The sequence below is a fragment of the Acidobacteriota bacterium genome, assembly GCA_040754075.1.
Lineage (GTDB): Bacteria > Acidobacteriota > Blastocatellia > UBA7656 > UBA7656 > JBFMDH01.
Genome location: JBFMDH010000011.1, coordinates 101224 through 121526, shown reverse-complemented (window position 1 = coordinate 121526; position 20303 = coordinate 101224). Strand labels below are relative to the sequence as shown.

The 20303-nt window shown below is 50.9% G+C and carries 21 protein-coding genes; 9 read left to right on the top strand and 12 right to left on the bottom strand.

Annotated features, from left to right (window positions below; translation table 11 throughout):
• Window positions 1–15 precede the first annotated feature (15 nt).
• Window positions 16–3309 (top strand): hypothetical protein, encoded by a 3294-nt coding sequence (locus AB1757_13965; GenBank protein MEW6128142.1) that lies wholly within the window; start codon window positions 16–18, stop codon window positions 3307–3309.
• A 226-nt stretch (window positions 3310–3535) separates the two neighbouring features.
• On the opposite strand, the gene AB1757_13960 is transcribed toward AB1757_13965, so the two are convergent.
• The 3 genes from AB1757_13960 to AB1757_13950 all read right to left on the bottom strand — a co-directional run bounded on the left by AB1757_13960 (window position 3536) and on the right by AB1757_13950 (window position 5392).
• On the bottom strand, window positions 3536–4012 hold the full coding sequence (locus tag AB1757_13960; protein MEW6128141.1) for a C25 family cysteine peptidase: 477 nt from the start codon (window positions 4010–4012) through the stop codon (window positions 3536–3538).
• Window positions 3996–4988, bottom strand: coding sequence for a formylglycine-generating enzyme family protein (locus tag AB1757_13955; protein MEW6128140.1), 993 nt, complete (start codon window positions 4986–4988; stop codon window positions 3996–3998). Before AB1757_13955 ends, AB1757_13960 begins: the two co-directional genes overlap by 17 nt.
• A gap of 110 nt (window positions 4989–5098) precedes the next feature.
• Window positions 5099–5392: a hypothetical protein gene (locus tag AB1757_13950; GenBank protein ID MEW6128139.1), complete on the bottom strand. Its 294-nt coding sequence runs from the start codon at window positions 5390–5392 to the stop codon at window positions 5099–5101.
• A 139-nt stretch (window positions 5393–5531) separates the two neighbouring features.
• Between AB1757_13950 and AB1757_13945 the strand changes: the two genes are divergently transcribed.
• The 4 genes from AB1757_13945 (at window position 5532) to AB1757_13930 (ending at window position 11767) form a co-directional block, all read left to right on the top strand.
• Window positions 5532–7910, top strand: coding sequence for a winged helix-turn-helix domain-containing protein (locus AB1757_13945; GenBank protein ID MEW6128138.1), 2379 nt, complete (start codon window positions 5532–5534; stop codon window positions 7908–7910).
• Window positions 7911–8507: 597 nt separating this feature from the next.
• The gene (locus AB1757_13940) at window positions 8508–11294 is read left to right on the top strand and encodes a M14 family metallopeptidase (protein MEW6128137.1); all 2787 of its coding nucleotides are present in this window, start codon (window positions 8508–8510) and stop codon (window positions 11292–11294) included.
• A 47-nt stretch (window positions 11295–11341) separates the two neighbouring features.
• Window positions 11342–11575: a type II toxin-antitoxin system HicB family antitoxin gene (locus AB1757_13935; protein ID MEW6128136.1), complete on the top strand. Its 234-nt coding sequence runs from the start codon at window positions 11342–11344 to the stop codon at window positions 11573–11575.
• 6 nt (window positions 11576–11581) lie between these two features.
• Window positions 11582–11767 carry a type II toxin-antitoxin system HicA family toxin gene (locus AB1757_13930; GenBank protein MEW6128135.1) on the top strand — a complete coding sequence of 62 codons (186 nt, stop codon included), beginning with the start codon at window positions 11582–11584 and terminating at the stop codon, window positions 11765–11767.
• 26 nt (window positions 11768–11793) lie between these two features.
• Here AB1757_13930 and rsmD read toward each other — a convergent pair whose 3' ends face one another.
• Window positions 11794–12456 carry a 16S rRNA (guanine(966)-N(2))-methyltransferase RsmD gene (gene rsmD / locus AB1757_13925; GenBank protein ID MEW6128134.1) on the bottom strand — a complete coding sequence of 221 codons (663 nt, stop codon included), beginning with the start codon at window positions 12454–12456 and terminating at the stop codon, window positions 11794–11796.
• 95 nt (window positions 12457–12551) lie between these two features.
• Here rsmD and AB1757_13920 point away from each other — a divergent pair, with 95 nt between their 5' ends.
• From AB1757_13920 to AB1757_13910, 3 genes are read left to right on the top strand one after another with little or no spacing between them, the layout of a single operon-like run.
• The gene (locus tag AB1757_13920; protein MEW6128133.1) at window positions 12552–13184 is read left to right on the top strand and encodes a carboxypeptidase-like regulatory domain-containing protein; all 633 of its coding nucleotides are present in this window, start codon (window positions 12552–12554) and stop codon (window positions 13182–13184) included.
• A gap of 31 nt (window positions 13185–13215) precedes the next feature.
• Complete coding sequence (locus AB1757_13915) at window positions 13216–13800, top strand: hypothetical protein (protein MEW6128132.1); 585 nt, start codon at window positions 13216–13218, stop codon at window positions 13798–13800.
• Window positions 13801–13832: 32 nt separating this feature from the next.
• Window positions 13833–14156 carry a helix-turn-helix domain-containing protein gene (locus tag AB1757_13910; protein ID MEW6128131.1) on the top strand — a complete coding sequence of 108 codons (324 nt, stop codon included), beginning with the start codon at window positions 13833–13835 and terminating at the stop codon, window positions 14154–14156.
• A gap of 14 nt (window positions 14157–14170) precedes the next feature.
• On the opposite strand, the gene AB1757_13905 is transcribed toward AB1757_13910, so the two are convergent.
• The 8 genes from AB1757_13905 to AB1757_13870 all read right to left on the bottom strand — a co-directional run bounded on the left by AB1757_13905 (window position 14171) and on the right by AB1757_13870 (window position 19809).
• Window positions 14171–15205: a hypothetical protein gene (locus tag AB1757_13905; GenBank protein ID MEW6128130.1), complete on the bottom strand. Its 1035-nt coding sequence runs from the start codon at window positions 15203–15205 to the stop codon at window positions 14171–14173.
• 89 nt (window positions 15206–15294) lie between these two features.
• Complete coding sequence (locus AB1757_13900; protein ID MEW6128129.1) at window positions 15295–15819, bottom strand: hypothetical protein; 525 nt, start codon at window positions 15817–15819, stop codon at window positions 15295–15297.
• A gap of 45 nt (window positions 15820–15864) precedes the next feature.
• Complete coding sequence (mazF, locus tag AB1757_13895) at window positions 15865–16203, bottom strand: endoribonuclease MazF (protein ID MEW6128128.1); 339 nt, start codon at window positions 16201–16203, stop codon at window positions 15865–15867.
• Window positions 16200–16442 carry an AbrB/MazE/SpoVT family DNA-binding domain-containing protein gene (locus AB1757_13890; GenBank protein ID MEW6128127.1) on the bottom strand — a complete coding sequence of 81 codons (243 nt, stop codon included), beginning with the start codon at window positions 16440–16442 and terminating at the stop codon, window positions 16200–16202. The genes mazF and AB1757_13890 overlap by 4 nt, the downstream gene beginning before the upstream one ends.
• 17 nt (window positions 16443–16459) lie before the next feature.
• Window positions 16460–17527 (bottom strand): hypothetical protein, encoded by a 1068-nt coding sequence (locus AB1757_13885; GenBank protein ID MEW6128126.1) that lies wholly within the window; start codon window positions 17525–17527, stop codon window positions 16460–16462.
• A 170-nt stretch (window positions 17528–17697) separates the two neighbouring features.
• The gene (locus AB1757_13880; protein ID MEW6128125.1) at window positions 17698–18099 is read right to left on the bottom strand and encodes a DUF1573 domain-containing protein; all 402 of its coding nucleotides are present in this window, start codon (window positions 18097–18099) and stop codon (window positions 17698–17700) included.
• Between the two features lie 337 nt (window positions 18100–18436).
• Window positions 18437–19336 carry a histone deacetylase gene (locus AB1757_13875; protein ID MEW6128124.1) on the bottom strand — a complete coding sequence of 300 codons (900 nt, stop codon included), beginning with the start codon at window positions 19334–19336 and terminating at the stop codon, window positions 18437–18439.
• Window positions 19337–19407: 71 nt separating this feature from the next.
• Window positions 19408–19809 (bottom strand): acyl-CoA thioesterase, encoded by a 402-nt coding sequence (locus AB1757_13870; protein MEW6128123.1) that lies wholly within the window; start codon window positions 19807–19809, stop codon window positions 19408–19410.
• Window positions 19810–19875: 66 nt separating this feature from the next.
• Here AB1757_13870 and AB1757_13865 point away from each other — a divergent pair, with 66 nt between their 5' ends.
• The gene (locus AB1757_13865; protein MEW6128122.1) at window positions 19876–20286 is read left to right on the top strand and encodes an NUDIX hydrolase; all 411 of its coding nucleotides are present in this window, start codon (window positions 19876–19878) and stop codon (window positions 20284–20286) included.
• The last annotated feature ends 17 nt before the right edge of the window (window positions 20287–20303 follow it).

Here is a 20303-nt window from a genome sequence, read left to right as displayed (position 1 = left end):
GACGAGGAGGCTCACATGAAGCGATTGGTCATGGTTTCTCTTTTACTTGCCTTGGCTCTGCCTTTTTCCAACATCATCCAAGGCGCACAACAATCAGCGGGTCTTCCGAAAGAGGCTGCGGCGCTTGCCGGACTGCGCTGGCGTTCGATAGGTCCCGCAAACATGGGCGGACGGGTCACTGACATCGTCGGCATAACGGGCGACCCATCGACCTTTTATGTCGCGGGCGCAAATGGCGGCATTCATAAAACCACCAATGGCGGCACCACATTTCGCGCCATCTTTGAAAATCAAGCGGTCTATTCCATCGGCGCTATCGCCATTGCACCCTCTGATACTAACGTCATCTGGGTAGGCACAGGCGAAGGCGATCCGCGCAACAGCGCCAGTTTCGGCAACGGCGTTTATCGTTCGACCGACGCCGGCGAGACCTGGAAATATCTTGGACTCCCCGACAGCGAACGCATCAAACGCATTCGCATCCATCCGACCGACCCCGACACCGCCTGGGTTGCGGCGCTCGGTCACGCCTGGGGCGCAAACGAAGAACGCGGCGTGTTTAAAACCACAGATGGCGGCAAGACCTGGAAAAAAGTTCTCTACATAGACCAGGACACGGGCTGTTCCGACCTCGATATTGATTCGCAAAATCCGCGCATTCTTTACGCAGGGATGTACACCTTTCGGCGCAAAGCCTGGCATTTCACCAGCGGCGGCGGCGCAACCGCGCTCTATCAATCGAAAGATGGCGGCGAGACCTGGACGAAACTTACCAACGGTTTGCCGCGCACGCCTATGGACAGAATCGGCATTGCCGTGGCGCGCAGCAATCCGAACATCGTCTATATGATTACCGAAACCAAAAGCGAAGGAAATCTCTTTCGTTCCGATGACCGGGGCGCGACCTGGCGCAGCGTTTACGATAACCCGAATATCAATTTCCGCCCGTTCTATTACAGCGACATTCGCGTAGACCCCAACGACCCTGAACGCCTTTATTCACTGAGCGGCAGTTTGAGTATGTCCGGTGATGGCGGCAGAACCTTTAATAACCTTGCGCAAAATGTTCACGGCGATCATCAATCATTGTGGATTGACCCGGCGAACTCCAATCGCATATTGAGCGGCAGCGACGGCGGTTTTCAAATCTCGAATGATAAAGGGCGCACCTTTGAAATTTTCAAAAACCTCGTGCTCTCGCAGTTCTATCACATCACTTATGATATGCGGCGTCCGTTCTATTATGTGTACGGCGGATTGCAGGATAACGGCAACTGGGTTGGTCCTTCGGCGACCAACTTTCGCGAAGGCATACGCACCGATGACTGGGCGACGGTAAGCGGCGGCGACGGATTTTTTGCGGTGCCCGAACTCGATGAACCGAACATCATTTATTCCGATTCGCAAGGCGGCACGATTAGCGTCATTGATACCAACACCGGTTGGTCGCGCAACATCAATCCTTATCCGAAAGAGGTCGGCTCAACCGGCGGGCAGATTTCCGATTATAAATATCGTTTCAACTGGAATCCGCCGATTGTGCGTTCGCCGCACGACCCCAAGACCATATATTTCGGCGGCAACGTGTTGTTTAAAACCGCCAATCGCGGACAATCATGGGAAGTTTTAAGCGGCGACCTCACCACCAATGATAAAAGCAAACAGCAATCATCGGGCGGGCAGGTGGTAACCGATAATACCGCCGCCGAATTTCATTGCACGATTTTGACGATTGCCGAATCGCCTGTGCAAAAAGGCGTCATCTGGGTCGGCACTGATGACGGCAATATTCAAATCACCAAAGACCATGGCAAAACCTGGACGAATGTGGTTGCCAACATCAAAGGCTTGCCCGCGAATTCTTATGTGCCGATGATTGACGCTTCGCCGCACGATGCAGGGACAGCATTCGTAGCGGTTGACCGTCACCGCGATGATGATTTTTCGCCGCACGCCTTTAAGACGACGGACTACGGACAGACCTGGTCAGCCATCCAAGGCAACTTGCCCGCGAAAGCTTATGTGCATGTGGTGCGCGAAGACCCCAAGGTGAAAAATTTGCTTTATGCAGGCACTGAGCTTGGCGTCTTTGCGTCGTGGGATGGTGGCGCAAGCTGGGTGTCGATTCGCAATAACCTGCCGCCGGTCGCCGTAAATGATTTGGCGATTCATCCACGCGAGAATGATTTGATTATCGGCACGCATGGGCGCGGCGCTTGGATTTTGGATAACCTCACGCCTTTGCAAAATCTCGCGCAGGCGCAGCAGGTCGAAGCCATGTTGTTCGACATTCGTCCGGCGATGCGTATGCAAACCTGGAGTAAAGATTCCAATTTAGGCAGCAAAATTTTTACCGGGCAAAATCTGCCGCCGGGCGCGATGATTGATTACTATTTGAAACAAGAGACCCGCGAACCCATCACCATTACCATTACCGATAAAAGCGGCAAAGTGATTCGCGCGATTCGCCAACTGCCGAATCAAGGCAACAAAGCCGGGATCAATCGCGTGATGTGGGATTTGCGTTATGACGGCGCGCGGCAGGCTCCCGGCGCGCAAGCCGGCGGACGCGGCTTCGGTGGTGGCGGTCAAGGCGCAGGCGGTCGAGGTGGTGCAGGTGGCGGTCAAGGCTTGGGTCAAGGCGCAGGCGCAAGAGCCACAGCCGCGCCCGCGGAGGTTGCCGAAATCGCCGCGCGTTTCGGATTTGGCGGCGGACCCGCAGTGCTACCCGGTGAATACAACGTGACGTTGAAAGTCGGCAATAAACCGCCGATGACCAAGAGTGTAAAAGTCGAACTCGACCCGCGCCTGAAAGTGAGTGAAGCGGAATTAACCGCGCAACTCAATGCCGCGCTTGCAATGCGCGAGTTGGTATCGCGTCTCAATCAGGTCATTGCCAAAGTTGATGACCTCACCCAACAACTCACCACCTTGCAAACCACTTTGCGAAGAGATGTGAGTGTGGCGATGAGTGAAGAGAACGCGCCAAACGGGGCAGCCAATGTTCAGGCAGATATCAACGCGGCGCTCGATGAACTCAGGAAGTTGCGCGCCCGTCTGGTGCGCGAATGCAATTTCGGTTATCGCTGTCCGGGAAAACTTCGCGAAGATGCGAACTCATTGATGAATGGCATTTCATCGCCGATTGCTGAACCCACGGAAGGGCAGAAACTGCGTATGCGCGAAATCACCGATGAAGTGGGTAAAGTCATCGCCGATTTGAATGCCCTCATCGCGGGTTCCGTTAAGCGCGTGAATGACAAATTGAGCAGCAGCCCGCACATCGTCACCGGAGCGGCGGTGAAGTAAATGCTCGTTTGAAGAAAGGGAGAAGGGGAGACAAAGAAAGCTATGAGCAGGTGGCGTGAAACTGACTCCTGTAGCCGTTTTCATCCTGTTGACGAGATGGCAGCCATCACCAATTGATTGATATTCAAAGCAATTGATTGCAGGTTTTGGTAAACTCCACACACGCTAATCACTCTTTCTCCCTTTCTCCCCTTCTCCCTTTCTCTCTTTTCCATTCGTTTATCAATCATCTTACTTTCAGCGTCGGGTCGCCAAACAGTATCCAGGTGCGGCGAATATCCCGGTCATTGATTTTGGTCTTGGCTTGTCGCGTAGCTTCGCCGAGTGTGATGCCTGCTTTGCCCGCAAGACTTGGATTGAATAGCTCGCCATAGAGCGCCTGATTCATTAGCGTTTGCTCCATTGGTAAAGTCAATCCTGATGATGCCCAGACTGCCAACGCGCCGCCACGCTCGGCTTTCATCAATGCTTCGCCAAGCGAATCCAGATTGGCATCCTGAAAATAACCATTCAAACAATTCATCAATATAAAAATTGCATAGGACTCACTGATCAGACCGCGCGCTTCCGTAGCCGTAAGCAGATTGCCGCGCCAACCGGTCGGCGACCCGTGGCCTGAGTAATTTTGGCACTGCCTCTCGTTTATTCGTGCTATTTCGGGTGAGCAGAAGGGTAAAATGGGCAGGTCAACGATTTCGCGCATTGACCACCACGCGAAACCCCGTCCCGTCGTTTCTTGTATTCGGCGATAGGTATAGGCGGCTGGCTGAGCGACCTCGGTCGCGGTCAGCTACCCAAGCCCCCCCACCTGCCCAGTACCCACGCACTACTCGCCCTGGCGGTTTGCGTCCGGTTTCCCAGGCACTGCCATCTGTCGGCGCTTCATTGTAATCCTCGTGCCAGTAGTCCTGACACCATTCCTGCACACTTCCATGCATATCGTATAAGCCGAAATTGTTAGCTATTCCGGTCGTGCCCACAGGACTACTCTTTCCTAACGTGCTCACCACCATCCCATTTGTGACATTTTCGCCAAACGCAAATGCGGTTGTGGTTCCTGCCCGGCAGGCGTACTCCCATTCGGCTTCCGAAGGCAAGCGATACCTCCTGCCTGTCGCTTTAGATAGTCGCGCGCAAAATTCAATCGCCTCGTCCCAGGAAATTTGTTCGACCGGCCGGTTATCGCCTTCCGCCTGTGACGGATCGGGATCCAGTTTCAGACTCACTTTGGGCAACTTGGCGACGGCTTTCCATTGCGCTTGCGTCACCTCATACTTGCCCATGTAAAACGACGGCACCGCAACTTCGTGCTGTGGCATCTCCCAGACGCAGGACGAGTATGGACCGCCCTCCGGCTTTTGGCCTATCGCTTTCTCCTGATCAGCCTGAGCGCGGCTGGTTCCCATCAGGAACGTACCTGCCGGTATTTCAACCATCTCAAGCCTGACCCCTTTGAGGTCTTCGACGAAATAGCGCGCCTGCCCTTTTCGGCGGTTGGCAAGCTTCCCGTCTAAATTCATGGTCACGGTTTCAAACTCGAAACCGAGCATCTGCGGCTCGCTCGGACGTCGCTTGGTCTGACAGGTGACTGCGACCGCGAGTGAGAACACCAACAGCAGCGCCAGCGCCTGCCACGCATACCCCTTGTTCTTCCGATTTATTCTATGGTTCTTTTGCATACAGGTTTCTCCTACCAATAACCTTCAACTTCGCTTCCCGGCTTTGTCGCCTTATCAACAATAAGGTGACGTATACCAGACGCCGTATTACCATTACCTGAAATAAATTTTTATGGGCGCTTGATATTTTCCCAGTCGGCAATGAGTAGACCTTGTGCGAGCGAGTTGCGACAGATGAGCAAGACGCCGTCTTCGGTCTCCAGGAAATGAACTTCGCCGGCTTCGACGCGCCGATAGATGTTGCGCGCCGTGGTTTGCAGCATCGCTGCCGCTTCATTTGGCACCAGCATCCAAACTCGTGCCGCGCAGGCTTCGCACCATTGTGCGCGCTGATGGCGCAAGCGAATCGCCGCGCGCTGGCGGTTCTCAATGGTGATTTCAATTTTGGTTTTCGTTCGCATCATTTGTTAGAATTTGACGGTCGCAATAGGCATCAGCTCCTTAAACTTCCGGCGACTCCCGGTTGCACTCCGACATCCAGCCTAGCGGCAACGGGTTGTGAAAGTCTTTAATTGGCGGCGAATTTTTTCCGAAAACTTCCGAATGGCGACCATGAGCAAACTCAAGCAGCAGATTTACGAGTTCGATAACTTTCGACTCGATGTTGCCAGGCGTCAGCTATTGCGCGATGGCGAATTTGTTCAACTTTCCTCGAAAGCCTTTGACCTGTTGTTCGTGCTGGTCGAAAGTGGCGGGCAGTTGGTCACGAAGGAAGAACTCTACGGTCGTGTGTGGGCGAATCAAGTGGTCGAAGAGTCGAATCTGACGGTGCAGATGTCGGCGCTTCGTAAAGCCCTCGGCGAACGCCGCGACCATCCGCGCTACATTATGACGGTTCCCGGTCACGGGTATCGTTTCCTCGGCGAGGTGTTCAGTCCGGGCGAAGACGCGGATGTTTTAATAGAAACCGAAACCGTCTCGCGCCTGGTTATCGAAAAAGCTGAAGAGAGCGAGCCTTCATATCAAGCGGTTGCGTCTCTTCCGCTTGACGAGAGCGACTTGAAAATCGTCAAGCCGGGATTAACTTTTGTGACCCCGGCGGAAACCCGGAGGCTTTCAAAGGAGGAAGAATTTGCCGCTGATACAAAGGGTAGGATAGTGACGGCTGCAACGGTGAAGGCGGTATCGGAAGCCGGCGCGAAAGGTCTTCGACAACCTCACACCTTGCTTCTCTGGTCGGGTGGCTTCATTTTGGCACTGATCCTTGTCAGTGGGCTGGTTTTCTGGCGCTTTAATTTGCAGCGTCTGAATCAAGACCGCCCCACTGTCGTCCCTTTCGCCGAAGTGCAAATCAAACAGTTGACAACTAAAGGTCAAGTTCGCTGGGCAGTGCTCTCACCTGACCGCAAGTTTTATGCCTACACGTTAAGCGAACGAGGCGAATACAAAGAGAGCCTGTGGTTGGGACAGACCGACGGCAGCCACGACATCCTGCTCCGCTCGCCGGATGAGGTTACCTATTCAGGTTTGGCATTTTCGCCGGATGGCAGAACGCTCTATTTTACCTTGACGGGCAAGGAAGCATCGCAAAACGGGCTGTTCAAGATGCTCGTTTTAGGGGGCGTGGCGGAAAAGCTATCCAGTGAGGTCAGCGATTACTTCGCCCTTTCGCCTGACGGAAATCAGCTCGCCTTCTTTCGTACCCACAAGGAAACCAATGTCTCCACTTTAATCATCGTCAACGCTGACGGCACAGGGGTGCGCGAACTGCTGACGCGCCCGCCCGACAAGCCTTTTTCCCCTGGACGTGTGGCTTGGTCGCCCGACGGCTCATTACTTGCGGTCGTTGCCATCAGCGATAGCTTAAAAGAGAGCCGCGAAATCTTTACGGTGCGAGTAACCGATGGGCATCTCGAACAATTAACCGCGCTCGAATGGGTTGCCATGTCAAATCTGGTTTGGCTGCGTGATGGGCGAGGGTTGATCATCGTCGCCACCGACAAGGGCGAGGCCCGCAGACATCTCTGGCGAGTTGATTATCCGGGCGGCAAGGCGCAAAGACTTTCACGCGATACCGACAGCTACGGCTCATCGTTGAGTATCTCCGCCGACGGAGATTCGCTCACTGCTGTACAAATTCGACAGGAGAGCAATATCTGGATTGCCCCGGCTGACAATTTGTCGCAAGCGCGCCAACTCACCTTCAGTTCCATCAACGGCATCATGGGTTGGTACGGGCTTGATTGGCTGCCTGGCAATCGATTGGTCTTTACGGCTGGCATTGACCGTACACTTGCCATCTATTCTATGGAGACGGACGGCAGCAACATCAAACAACTCACCTCTGCGGGGTTCCATGACCAGCGACCGAGAGTAACGGCGGATGGTCGGTTCATCATCTTTCAATCGAATCGTAGCGGCAGCAATGAAATCTGGCGTGCCCGTGTGGATGGCGGCGATCTCAAACAACTGACGACCGGCGGAGGCAATTCTGCCCCTCATCCGACGCCCGATAGCCGCTGGGTCGTTTATAGTTCAACTCGGGATGGCAAGAGTTTCATTTTCCGCGTGCCCGTCGAAGGAGGTGAGCCGGTGCGCGTCACCGACAAAGAATCTTCTTACCCTCGCGTCTCACACGACGGCAAGCTCATAGCTTGTGGTTACAGAGCCGAAGCAGGTGCCGCCGAGCAACTCGCGCTGGTGAAGATTGAAGACGGCACACTCGTCAAGTTATTTGCTGTGCCGCGCTCTGCAAGATTTGCTGATGGAATACGCTGGATGCCTGACGGCGAAGCGGTCTGTTATAGAGACCTGGTAAACGGTATCTGGCGACAAGCGATCAAAGGTGGCGCGCCGCAACGGCTTACCGGCTTGCCGGAAGAAGAGGCGTTCCCTTACGAGTGGTCACGCGATGGCAAATATTTTGCCTTCACCCGCGGCCGCTTAATCAGCGATGCCGTGTTGATTAAGGATTTCAAGTGAGGTTTTGTTCGGTTTTCATCAGCGGCGAAAACAGCGTTTTCAATCTCTGGCAACAGTCAATATCAGGCAGCGCGCCACAACCACTCACCAACTTTTCGAGCGGCAATATCTGGAATTTCGCTTACACACACAACCAAACGCGCATCTCTTTTTTTCTCGCAGTAATTCATTCGTTGATGTCGTACCGATTAAACATTTCAGATGAAATAGAAACCTGCGTCTGCCGTTTGATTACCGCAATGCGCCAATCCTGCTGATTCAGCACTCATCATCATTGATTTTGCATCGCTAATAACAAAGTCCCGGTTCACAAAATTCAAAACTTCGATGATGGCTTTCGTCGAAACGATTTTGTGCTATAGTTGCGCGACGACAACAGCGTATGAAGAGAGCTTGGATTGTCGAAAGATTTACCTTTGAACTGAGAAGCACAGAGCTTGTGAGCCGCAGCTTAAAATCACACAAGCCGATGGCGCTTTGTCAAAAATGCATTTGTTCAATGCATCATCAACAGTGGAACAGCCAATCATAAAAACGGAGTTTGATGGAGTTGCCAGCACAACGGTATGCTTCAACCGATAACCGGAGAATGAGCGAATGAAGCATTTGCCGGTTTCAGCCGACTCCAATTTGCCAATCGAGGTGTCTGCATTTATGAGCAAACGTTTATTATCTACGTTGATTTTACTACTGATTCTTGCGCTTGCGGCAGCCGCGCAATCCATACCGCAACCGCGTGAAGTTCTGGGCTTTGAAGTTGCCGAAGACCGCAAACTCGCGGACTGGGGGCAGGTCACCGACTATTTCAAAAAACTCGATGCCGCGTCCGCTCGCGTCGAACTTCGCGAGCTTGGACAGACGACATTGAAACGCCCGTTTCTGGTGGCGTTCATTTCATCCGAAGCCAATATCAAAAACCTGGGGCGCATTCAGGAAAATCAACGCAAACTCGCAGACCCGCGCTTGATAACAAGCAATGCTGAACGCCAACGCTTAATCAGCGAAACGCCCGCGATTGTCGCCATCACCTGTTCGATTCATTCAACCGAAGTGGTCGCTACACAAATGTCAATGGAACTCGCTTACCGCCTGGCAAGCGAGCAGTCGAAAGCCACACGCGAGATTTTGGATAACGTGTTGTTGTTGCTGGTCCCTTCGGTTAATCCCGATGGCATAGACATTGTCAATCACTGGTATCACAAAACCCTCGGCACCAAATACGAAGGCACCAGCCCGCCTGAGCTTTATCATCACTTCACCGGCCACGATAACAACCGCGACTGGTTTATGCTGACGCAGGTTGAGACGCAGATGCTCTCGAAACTTTTTTGGACAGAGTGGTTTCCCGAACTTGTCTATGATGTGCATCAACAAGGCTCGAATGGTTCGCGTATGTGCGTGCCGCCGTTTTTTGACCCGCATAATCCCAACATCGACCCGCTGATTGTCCGTCAGACCGGGACCATCGGCATGCGCATGGCGACCCGTTTACAAGCCGCAGGCTTTAAGGGCATCGTCACCAATTCGACTTATGATATGTGGTGGCACGGCGGCTTGCGCTCAGCGCCTTATTATCACAATGCGATTGGCATCTTGACGGAAGCGGCATCGGTAAGACTTGGAACGCCGATTGAGATTCGACGCGAACAACTGCGTTCGCCGACGCGAGGCTTGCCAAACCCCTTGGTGACGGCGACGAATTTTCCCGAAGCGTGGGAAGGCGGCTGGTGGCGTATGCGTGACATCGCCAATATGGAACTCATCACCACCCGCGCGGCTTTGGAAGAAGCCGCGCTGCATCGCGAAGAGTTAATCGGCAATTTCGTCGGTATTGCCGAACGCGCCATCGAAGCGGGCAAGGCGCAGTCGCCTTATGCCTATGTGATTCCGGCTGAACAACACGACAAACCGACTGCTAATCAAATGATTGATATTTTGCTCAAGCAAGGCGTCGAAGTGCATCGCGCCAAAAACGAATTTGAAATTGATGGCAAAAAATATGGCGCGGGCAGTTACGTGGTGATGCTCGCGCAACCCTATCGCGCTAACGTGAAATGTTTATTTGAAGCGCAGAAATATCCCGATAGAAGACTCTATCCCGGAGGTCCCGCCGAACCGCCTTACGATGTCGCAGGTTGGACTTTGCCCATGCAAATGGGTGTGAATTATGTTGAAGCAAGCAAGCGATTCGATGCAGATTTGCAGAAGATTGGTGAAGATGATTTGTTAGAAATGATTGCTCCAGTGAACCCTGCTGACAAACAAGCTGTTGTGAAAGGCAGGTCAAAAGGAATTTATATTCCTTCAACTTCCAACGGTGCGTATGTTCTGGTAAATGCTATGTTCGATGTTGCGCTTTCATTATCATCGATACCGCACAATAAAATCTTGAATTGGCGGCTCAAGAAAGAAACCATCATTGATGGGAAAACTTACCCCCTTGGTTCATTTGTTTTTAATCCGTTAACTTCAACTGTAAGTCAGCAACCAAAAAATAATAAAAAGTCTCCTCAGCCCAACCCACAAGCCACATTAGATATGAATTCAATTGCAGAACCAATAGCTCGTCCGCGTCTTGCGCTCTATAAATCGTGGACGGGTTCGATGGATGAAGGCTGGACGCGCTTCGTGCTTGAACAATTCCACTTCGATTACAAGAGCCTCTTTGATGCCGAGATTCGCGGCGGAAATCTCCGCGACAAATTCGATGTCATCATCCTGCCCGATATGAGCGCCGCGCAAATCATCAACGGCAATCGCAAAGGGTCACTACCGGACGAATACACCGGCGGCATCGGCGAAGAAGGCGTCGCTGCACTCAAAGCCTTTGTTGAAGCGGGTGGCGTGCTCATCTGTTTCGATTCCTCTTCGGAACTCGCCATGCAGAAATTCAATTTGCCGGTGAAAAACGCCCTCGCGGGACTTGCAAGCGATCAGTTCTATGCCCCCGGTTCTATCTTTCGCGCCGTGATTGATACGACGCACCCCATCGCCTGGGGAATGCCTGCGGAAGCCGATGTCTATTTCACTGCATCAAGGCGCGGCGGTTTTGGCGATGACGCGCAACCCGATGCCAACCGCAATCCGCAAGCCACCCCGCAGGAACCCGAACGCCCGCGCGCCCCGCAAGTCCGCGCCCTGGCGTTTGAGATAACCGACCCGACGAAAGTTCGTGTTGTTGCCCGTTATGTTGACGGCAACCCACTGCGTTCGGGCTGGCTGCTTGGCCCGCAATACATTGCCGGTAAAAACGCCCTCGTCGATGTGAGCTTAGGCAAAGGTCGCGTCGTGTTATTCGGTTTTCGCCCGCAACATCGCGGACAGACCTGGGGCACCTTTAAATTGATTTTCAATTCAATACTGCTTGGCGGAATGAAGAATTGATATGCGAAATCAATCATTGGTATAGTTGACCAAACGCAGGAGGAATGATGACAGAAATCACGTTTACGGCGATTTACGCAGAAGCGGAAGAAGGCGGTTACATTGGCTATATTGCAGAGTTGCCGGGAGCCAATACGCAGGGTGAAACTCTGGAAGAGACCAGAGAAAATTTGCTTGAAGCGATGCAATTAATCCTTGAAGCAAATCGCCAAGCTGCCGAGCAAAAGCTCCCTGCTAATGCCAGGATTGTGCGCGAAAGTTTGATATTGCATGCCGCATGAAAATCTATGAACCGCGCAGATTTGATTCGTCATCTGGAAGCGCATGGATGTCTGTTTGTACGCGAAGGCGGCAAGCATACCATCTATAAAAATCCTGCGAACGGGGCGTATTCAACGGTGCCCAGACATAAAGAAATTAAAAACCATCTCGCGAATAAAATTTGCGATGATTTGGGAATTCCCAGACCCTGAAATATGCGGTAACAACCGACCACCGGCTACCGATTACCGGCTACCGAATAAAACCCTAGCGCCGATTCGCCCTGTTTGAGTTCGCGGTAAATTTTTAATTTGCCGTACTCCTTTTCAATCGGCGTTTTGGTGTGGTGTTCAACAATGACGATTGAATGCGGGTGAATGATTGAACTCGCGCCGAGTTGATTCATCACTTGCGCATAAAGCGGTGACGCATAAGGCGGGTCGAAATAAACAATATCGAATGCCTGATTTTCGGTTTCGAGTTGTTTGATGGCGGCAAGCGCATCGCGGTTTAAAACGCGGGCTTCGTCGTTGATGCCAAGCGCGCGCAGATTCTCTTGAATAATTTGACAGGCGCGGCGCGACTGGTCAATCAAGGTGATACTTGCAGCGCCGCGACTTAATGCTTCAATAGCAATGGCTCCAGACCCGGCGCAGATGTCTAAAACCTGGGCGTCGCGAATATCAGGCGCGAGAATGTTGAACAGGGTTTCGCGCAATCGGTCAGAGGTCGGGCGTACCTCTTGTCCCGCAACGGTTTTTAATTTTCTGCCGCGATGGATGCCGCTGATGATTCGCACCTTCGCATCATAAGCCAGCGGTTGACTTTTGTTGAAGCGAAAAAGCAAAATCAACCGGGAAGTCTTGCGAGTTTTGCGAGTCTTGCCAGTCTCATTAGTCAATGCCACTTCCAATGCTCGGTGGGAGTTGACTATTTAGACTCGCCAGACTCGCAAAACTCGCAAGACTCGCGAGACTCAAATCAGGAATGTGTTTAATGAAAAAGCTATTTTATATTTTAACGTTGATTTCGATATTTTCACTCACCGCATTTGCGCAGCAAAAAGGCACTCTCAAAGGCAAACTCGAAGACGAAAAAGGCAAACCGATTGTCGGCGCAGAGGTGCGCGTGATGAGCAGCCGCACACGCAAAGTGCAAGAGACCGCGACCGACAAGGATGGCAACTATGTTTTTGAGTTGGACGCCGATTCTTACACTTTGAGTTTTGATGCCGAAGGACGACAAGGCGGCACGCTTCGCGTGATGCAGCAGGTCGAAGAGGGCAAAGAAACCAAAGTGAAAACTTATCAATTGCCGAAAGCCCGTCGGACATCTTTATTGCGCGGGTCGGTATTTGATGAGCAGGGCTTTTCGCTGCAAGGCGTGCGCTTGAAATTGCAGCGCATTCGTAATGATGAAGAAGCCAGGGAGAATAAAAAAATCGATTCGGTGAAAATGGAATATATTTCCAACAGTCGCGGCGAATTCGCTTTTCGTCTGCCGCCGGTTCGCGCGCGCTATCAGGTGACGGCGATTCTGAGCGGCTACAAACCACAAACCAAAACCGTGGATGTCGGTGAAGATGAATCCGTGCCGCTCGCGTTTACTCTTGAACCTGTGAAAGAGTAGTTAGGATAACCGATAAGGTTGAAGAACGCTTATGGACATTATCTCTGCTCTCAAAAGCGAACTGTTCCGCCCGCTGATTATCTTATTCATACCGGGCGTGACTGCGAGTAGTCCGTATGCCTTGTTGCTTGGACATTACATTCCGCAAGTTAAATTTTTTCGAGAAAGTCAGCCGTCAGCCTTTGTTGTCATTATCACTATCTGCGCCCTTGCTGTGGGGTTGATTCTTGAGGATGTAGGTTCACGCATTGAAGTAGGGTGGGATAAGCTACTGAAAAAACAAGATGCTACTCATGAAGAGAATTGGAATAACTATCTTCGATTAAAATTAAAAGATGAAATAGTCGGTCAACGATATTTACAAACATTTTTGACGCGAATGAAGTTTGAACTTTCGATGGCTCCTGCGTTGATATTGTTTAGCATCGGACTATTTTGGTTGAATTGGGTTTACTCGATTTCAGTTTGTGCATCTCTGACGATTACGGTTGTTGTTTTGGGGTTGGCTGCTTATCTTCTCTGGGAATCCTATAGCAGCGCCCAGGTTCTTTCTAACACTAGAAAGCAAATCATCAAAGCAATGAAGAAAACGCCAATCAAACATGAAATGGATTAAGCTGAATTTAATAACGGGCGATGATTAAATGAATGGCAACTGAACATCAAAAAATCATAGTTCAGGAAACCCGCGAAAAACCGGGCGAAGCGGAATCTGCTGAGCCGAAGCGCGTTGAGTATCTGACCGCCAAACAACTGGCGCAGATTTTACAAATCAGCGAATCAACCATCCATAAACTGCGACGCGCAGGGAAAATTCCTGCGGTGATGCTCACCGACCGGTTGATTCGATTTAATTTGAAAGATGTCAAACACGCGCTTCGGGCTTCGCACACCAACGACCACCCACAGCATCATTCAACTCACGCCGAAGAGCCTGACCCGCAACTTTCTTTGTTTACAGGTGAAGACTGACAACCCAACGTTTCTTATTCTGACTCCAGACGCCGGACTCCAGACTCCAGACTTGTTATGCGCAAAATATCTTCGACAATGATTTGCGAAATGGCGTCGCGACCGGAACGCGCTTGTGAAATAATTTCGCCGCGTTCAGCGGTTCTGAACACCGCGAGTTTCGATGTGCCGCTTACTGCATAAAAGGGCGAATCCGGTTGGACAAGTTTTGGCGCGACACTGACGCGCAACCGGCCTTGCCAGATGCGCGCCCGCCCGACGAGGCGAACCCGTCGGTTGGTTTTGCGAGCCGCTTCGATAAGCTTTTCGGTTTCCGCGCTGATGCCGATGCGCGCAACGTCATTGAGTGTGGCGTCCCGGTTGTTTTTATTATCCATCAAGGCTTTCGCGAGAATGAGAATTTTGCAGGCGGTGTCCCAGCCTTCAATGTCGAGGCGCGGGTCGGGTTCGGCGATGCCATCGCGTTGAGCGATGCTCAAAGCTTCGTTAAACGAAAGCCCCTGCTCCTGCATGGCTGAGAGGATGAAATTCGAGGTGCCGTTTAAGACGCCGCGAATTTCCAATACCGATTGACCGCCGAGTTCATCAGGAATCGCCACGCCGGTTGTGCCTGTGAACCCCAGTTGCACATTGGTATTTGCGGCGATTTGTTGAAGCGCAGTGAAGCCATGAACCAGCGAGCCTTTATCAACAGTGACGACATAAATGCCCTGCGATAAAGCTTGCCTCAGTAAATCAAACGCCGGTTGTCCATCGGTGATATTGGTTGGCAATGATTCAACGATGCAGGAAACGCCCGCTGATTTGAGAGTGTTGATGAGCGCGGATGGATGATTAGTAATCATGCCCGATGAAAATTCGCGAAGCGTTTTCCCTGATGCTTTATGAGCGAGTAAAGCGTTGAGTTGTTCGCCGGATTCAAGCATCAACGCGCCACTTGAATCACTAACCGCGCGAATGTTGATTTCAGGATGATTTGCATTAATGTAGCGAACAAATGCCTGAGCGACATTGCCAAAACCGAGAAGCGCGATATTGATGGAGTTCATATTATTTTGCCGGGCAGGGTTTATACTAAGACAAATTTCGCTCTACACATTTATAAGAACAAGACAATTACAGAATAAGCTTAAATGTTTTACATTCCCAAAATCATTGCCAGAATCAGAAATCCTACGGCAGCAACCCCACACATCTTTGCATAAAATTTTATTGTCCATTTTACCAAACTTTGCCGCTGTAATGGGTTCAGTTTATAAAACTCTTTAATACCCAAAAACAGACAGAGCGCCACCGCAACAGCGAGTAACCCTATTCCCAAAAATTTTGATACCTTGTCGGAAAAAGTTGGATTAGGCAGATATTTTGTAAGCACACCGACAATCAGGAGAATGCTCATACGACATTCCGTTTTAACAGCGTATTTTAAAAATTTCTCGTTGGGTTTTCTGAGCGCTGGATAAGCGATAAGCAGACCAAATGAGCCGGTAATAAAAAAAGCTAAGAACTTATTTAGCCCGAAGCTGGCAAGAACCTCACCGGCGATCAGTAGTAGGAAAACACTGAATATAAAAAGGTCGGCTTTTCCTATTTTCCGCGCTTTGGTTGCCTCAGCCATTTTGCTTGCTCCGCATAAAGCAAATTTAATGGTCGTATTTTGCATTACACATTCACAGGGAGCAAGCCTTTGATGTCGCGCATATCGCAATTATCTTAATAGCGTGTTCAACTTTTTTAACACGTCATCAACGATTGCCATTGGCAGTTTGCAAATAAACGTAATCTTTCGCGCCTTCCAGTCTAAACTTTTCGCCTGGTCAGATAAAATTACGCCACTTATTTTAAGCCCTTTAGGAATGGCAACTTCAAATGGATAGCCTTTAACCTGATTGGTGATGGGGCAGAATATCCCTAACCCAACTTTGCCATTATAAACTGAGGGTGAAAGAATCAGCGCCGGACGTCTGCCTGCTTGTTCGTGGCCTGCTTGTGGATTGAATTCAATCCATACCACATCGCCACGCTCAGGAACATAAGTTGCCGTCATAGTAACTCTTTGCCTGCGGGATTCCCAAAATCTGTTTCTTTATGAATGTTTTTTCGCGTTACGCCCTTTAAGAGTTCTTCAAGAGTGTACTCTTTTTCAGTCACCGGTTTAACAATGATGTTGCCGTCAACAACCGATAAGTTGACTACTGAACTTTGCTTGATTTTCGATTTCGCGGCGATTGATTTAGGAATTTTTAATGCGATGTCTTCACCTGATTTCTCTAATTTTACTTGCATAACACCTCTGATTTTACTTACACATTCGCGGGGAGCAAGCCTTTGATGTCGCGCACGACGCGAGCCACATCTTCCTGGTCGGCAAGCGCCATCATGAAAAATTTGTAGCCGTTATGAAAACAGATCATGCCATTGGCGAATAACCAGATGCTCGAAAGCATGGGGTTGCCGCCTAAAACTAAATTAATCGGAAAGCCGCCGACCACGCCGCCGGTGAAGGCTTCATACAAAAGTCCTGCGCCTGCGGCGACGGAAAATGCGCCAAGCAATGGCGCGCCGACATATTTTGCCAAATCGCGTTCAAATTTCACTCGTGAAGTTTCCGCTTCGGTGAGCTTGCCTTCATTGATTAAGGTTTCCTGTTTTTTCAAATAGGCTTCGTATTTTTCGGAAAGTTTCCTGAGTCCATAAGGCACGATTGCCGAATGAAAAAACCAGTTACCCGCGCCGCCTGCGCCCAGAAGCGCCACATCAAGCGTTGAGAACGCCGCGCCGGCGCGTGTGCCCGCGATGAAGGCAAGCGATACGACAGCGGTTTTGCCGGGATTTTCTGTTATCCATTTCCTGGCGCTTGCCACCGCGCCGAGCACCGATGCCGGAAGTCGTGCTGCTGACACGCCGGTCTGCGCTGCGCCCGAGGCGTTATCATAAAACTTTTTTGCTTCACCGAATAAATCTGCGGTCTTGGATTTTGCTTCGTCAAAAACCTCTCCGGCTTTTTTTGAGGCATCATCGACGACTTCGCCGACTTTATCTTTTACGTCAGTTGCCGTTTTTTTTACGCCGCTTTGTTCGGCAACTTCGTCAGCCGTGCTCACCACGCTTTTGGCGACATCACTTGCGGCGCTTGCGGTTCGCTTGGCGGCGTCACTTACAGTTTCGGTGACTTTATGCTCGCGGTTGATGCGCGCCGCTTCTTCGCGCGCCGCGTCAATTGCCGAAGTGGCAACGTCCGCGCCTTTTTTCAATGCGTCGGTCGCGGCTTTTGCGCCTTGATTGAGTTTATCGGTAATCTCGAATTTTTTATCTAAATCGCGGGCGGTATCGGTGACGCGCTTTCTCAATTCATCAAACTTGCTCGACATGGTTTTGCTCCTTGCTGATTATTGAATCGCCAATTCATACGCAATAGAACCGGCGACTGTTTCAAAAGCAAATAGGCTGAGGTTTTCACGAAACCCCAGCCTATTCAAGTTATTCGACCACTCGGCGCAAAGCAAGTTGAGATTGCCGCGCGAAAATTGACCGATGAAATTTAATCTCTGGTGAAGGTTGCCCGAAGCGTCAATGTGAAGGTTGGACGCGCAGGGTCATTGGTGGTTACGGTTGCGGTTTTCACGACATCACCGTTATAGCTTTCGGTGTCTTTGATGGAAAGCGAAATTTTGCCTTCTTTGCCCGGCGCTATCACTTTATCGTAATCGCTTGCGGTACAACCGCAGGCGGGTTCGACATTTTTAATTTCGAGATTGCCATCACCGATATTTTGCAGTTTGAAACTGTAATTCAAAGGCGTACCGGCTGAAACTGTGCCGAATGAATATTCCAATGAACCGATAAACAGTTTCGGTTTTTTATCCTGCAAGGTTCGCGCATCGACGGCAATTGCCAGTAATAAGGTTAAAGAAAAAAGTAAAACGGATAAACGGGATTTCACTATCTAGCCTCCAATAAATTTTTGTATCTGAGTAAACGCGCCTTTCCGGGGAAAGGTTACAACGCGAAAACTTATTTTAAACTACGGAACAGACGGAATAAAACCGGAACAAACGGAAAAGCTTTAAGCGTAGGTGACACCGCGCGCTTGAATAAAACTCCGGAAAGTTTGAAACCGCAGAGGACGCAGAGGGCGCAGCGTTCTTTGGGGTTGCTCTGCGCGCATTTCTAAAACCTTTAAGTCTTGTGCGGTTTATTTGACATCAACGCCTATCGAACTGTCCGTCTTCCGTTTGTTCGGTTATTTCCGTTTGTTCCGTCGTCTGTTTAATGATTCATCAGGAATAGATTTCGTTGGCTGTGCGAATCGTATTGCAATGCGCTTCGATGGTATCTTCTACGTTTTTCGCGTAGCCGCCGCCAAGCGTGATGACGCAAGGCAATGACCGCGCAAGACAAGCTTTGAATAGCAGCGCGTCGCGGCGCATCAAGCCTTCGTGGGTGAGCGCGAGACGACCGAGCCGGTCTGTGTTGAGCGGGTCAACCCCTGCTTGATAAAACACGATGTCGGGACGAAAGCGGTCAAGCACCGGCGCGAGATGTTGTTCGAGCCGGTCGAGATATTCTTCGTCTTCGGTGTTATCGGCAAGCGCCACATCAATGGTGCTTGATTGTTTGATGAGCGGATAATTTTTCTCGCCGTGCAGCGAGAGCGTGAAGACCTCCGGGTCGGTAGCAAAAATCGCCGCCGTGCCATTGCCTTGATGGACATCGCAATCGATGACTGCGGCGCGATGAATGCGACCTTCGGCGCGCAGTAGATTAATGGCGACTGCAATATCATTGAACACGCAGAAACCTTCGCCGTGATCGCTGAAAGCGTGATGGGTGCCGCCGCCTAAATTGGCGCTGATGCCTTCAAGCATGGCGGCGCGTGCCGCGTGAATCGTCCCGGCTACGGAAAATCGCGAACGCCGCACCAAAACCTCAGAATAAGGCAACCCTAGACGCCGAAGTTCACGCTCAGTGAGTTCGCCTGCGATGAAGCGGTCATAATAATCCGCTGTGTGTACCAGCAAAATTTCATCGCGCGTTGCCAGTTGCGGTTCGGTAATTTGATTGTCGGCAAGCGTCGCTTCACTGACCAGACGGTTGCGAATCTCCCCATATTTGATAATCGGGAAGGTATGATTTTCCGGCAACTCAATGACGTATTGATTGGAATGAAATGCTCGCATTTTCAGTGATGAGCGATGAATAATGAGTAATGAATGATAAGCCCCTCATCCGACTCATCACTCATTACTCATTACTCATTACTATTTCTGATAGGAATCGGACGGCGGTTATCATCGACCGCGACGTATACCACTTCGGCTTCGGTGACGCGGGCAACGTCCGCAGGATTCAGGACGCGCTCGGCTTCAACGGTGACGCGCACGGTGATTGAAGTATTGCCGATGCGCACCAGTTCCGTATAAAAACTGACAATATCGCCGACAAACACCGGTGCGACAAAAACCACTTCGTGCATGGCTTTGGTGACAATCTTTTTTATAGTATGTTTGCGGACTTCGATAGCCGCAGCGATGTCTATGTAACTGAGAATCACGCCGCCGAAAATCGTGCCATGAGCGTTGGTGTCCTTGGGCATTAATACGACGCGAATCGCCGGGTCGGCATCGGGGTGATGAGTCTTGGTTTCTTCCATAGGGTTGAGCCTAGCCCGTCCGTCAAAGCCGTGTCAATTCAACCGAAGCTATGCTATTTTTCGCCTATGACTGAGACAGTTGAAAAATCGGAAATTGTTGCCGCGGGTGGCGTGATTGTAAATGATGAGGGAGGCGTTTTGCTGGTGCACCGTCCCGGTTATAATGATTGGTCATTCCCGAAAGGCAAACTCGATGAGGGCGAAACCATTGAAGCTGGGGCGCTCAGAGAAGTACGCGAAGAGACCGGACTGGAATGTGAACTCATCCGCGAGTTGTCGAACACACGGTATGCGTACACGACACGCAAAGGCGAAATCAAACCTAAAGTCGTACATTATTTTTTAATGAAGGTGACGGGCGGCGAACTGTTTACCGATGGCACGGAAACTGATGAAGCGAAATGGTGCAGCCTGGATGAAGCGCGTAAAAAACTGAGTTATGATGGCGACCGTGAAAAGCTCGAAGAGCTTAGCTGAAGGCGATGATTGCTTGG

What these genes read in the sequence shown, in the direction of transcription:
- AB1757_13965 (MEW6128142.1), top strand. Translation starts at nt 16, where the DNA reads ATGAAGCGATTGGTCATGGTTTCTCTTTTACTTGCCTTGGCTCTGCCT.
- AB1757_13960 (MEW6128141.1), bottom strand. Translation starts at nt 4,012, where the DNA reads ATGCGCGAAATCGTTGACCTGCCCATTTTACCCTTCTGCTCACCCGAA.
- AB1757_13955 (MEW6128140.1), bottom strand. Translation starts at nt 4,988, where the DNA reads ATGCAAAAGAACCATAGAATAAATCGGAAGAACAAGGGGTATGCGTGG.
- AB1757_13950 (MEW6128139.1), bottom strand. Translation starts at nt 5,392, where the DNA reads ATGATGCGAACGAAAACCAAAATTGAAATCACCATTGAGAACCGCCAG.
- AB1757_13945 (MEW6128138.1), top strand. Translation starts at nt 5,532, where the DNA reads ATGGCGACCATGAGCAAACTCAAGCAGCAGATTTACGAGTTCGATAAC.
- AB1757_13940 (MEW6128137.1), top strand. Translation starts at nt 8,508, where the DNA reads ATGAAGCATTTGCCGGTTTCAGCCGACTCCAATTTGCCAATCGAGGTG.
- AB1757_13935 (MEW6128136.1), top strand. Translation starts at nt 11,342, where the DNA reads ATGACAGAAATCACGTTTACGGCGATTTACGCAGAAGCGGAAGAAGGC.
- AB1757_13930 (MEW6128135.1), top strand. Translation starts at nt 11,582, where the DNA reads ATGAACCGCGCAGATTTGATTCGTCATCTGGAAGCGCATGGATGTCTG.
- AB1757_13920 (MEW6128133.1), top strand. Translation starts at nt 12,552, where the DNA reads ATGAAAAAGCTATTTTATATTTTAACGTTGATTTCGATATTTTCACTC.
- AB1757_13915 (MEW6128132.1), top strand. Translation starts at nt 13,216, where the DNA reads ATGGACATTATCTCTGCTCTCAAAAGCGAACTGTTCCGCCCGCTGATT.
- AB1757_13910 (MEW6128131.1), top strand. Translation starts at nt 13,833, where the DNA reads ATGGCAACTGAACATCAAAAAATCATAGTTCAGGAAACCCGCGAAAAA.
- AB1757_13905 (MEW6128130.1), bottom strand. Translation starts at nt 15,205, where the DNA reads ATGAACTCCATCAATATCGCGCTTCTCGGTTTTGGCAATGTCGCTCAG.
- AB1757_13900 (MEW6128129.1), bottom strand. Translation starts at nt 15,819, where the DNA reads ATGCAAAATACGACCATTAAATTTGCTTTATGCGGAGCAAGCAAAATG.
- mazF (MEW6128128.1), bottom strand. Translation starts at nt 16,203, where the DNA reads ATGACGGCAACTTATGTTCCTGAGCGTGGCGATGTGGTATGGATTGAA.
- AB1757_13890 (MEW6128127.1), bottom strand. Translation starts at nt 16,442, where the DNA reads ATGCAAGTAAAATTAGAGAAATCAGGTGAAGACATCGCATTAAAAATT.
- AB1757_13885 (MEW6128126.1), bottom strand. Translation starts at nt 17,527, where the DNA reads ATGTCGAGCAAGTTTGATGAATTGAGAAAGCGCGTCACCGATACCGCC.
- AB1757_13875 (MEW6128124.1), bottom strand. Translation starts at nt 19,336, where the DNA reads ATGCGAGCATTTCATTCCAATCAATACGTCATTGAGTTGCCGGAAAAT.
- AB1757_13870 (MEW6128123.1), bottom strand. Translation starts at nt 19,809, where the DNA reads ATGGAAGAAACCAAGACTCATCACCCCGATGCCGACCCGGCGATTCGC.
- AB1757_13865 (MEW6128122.1), top strand. Translation starts at nt 19,876, where the DNA reads ATGACTGAGACAGTTGAAAAATCGGAAATTGTTGCCGCGGGTGGCGTG.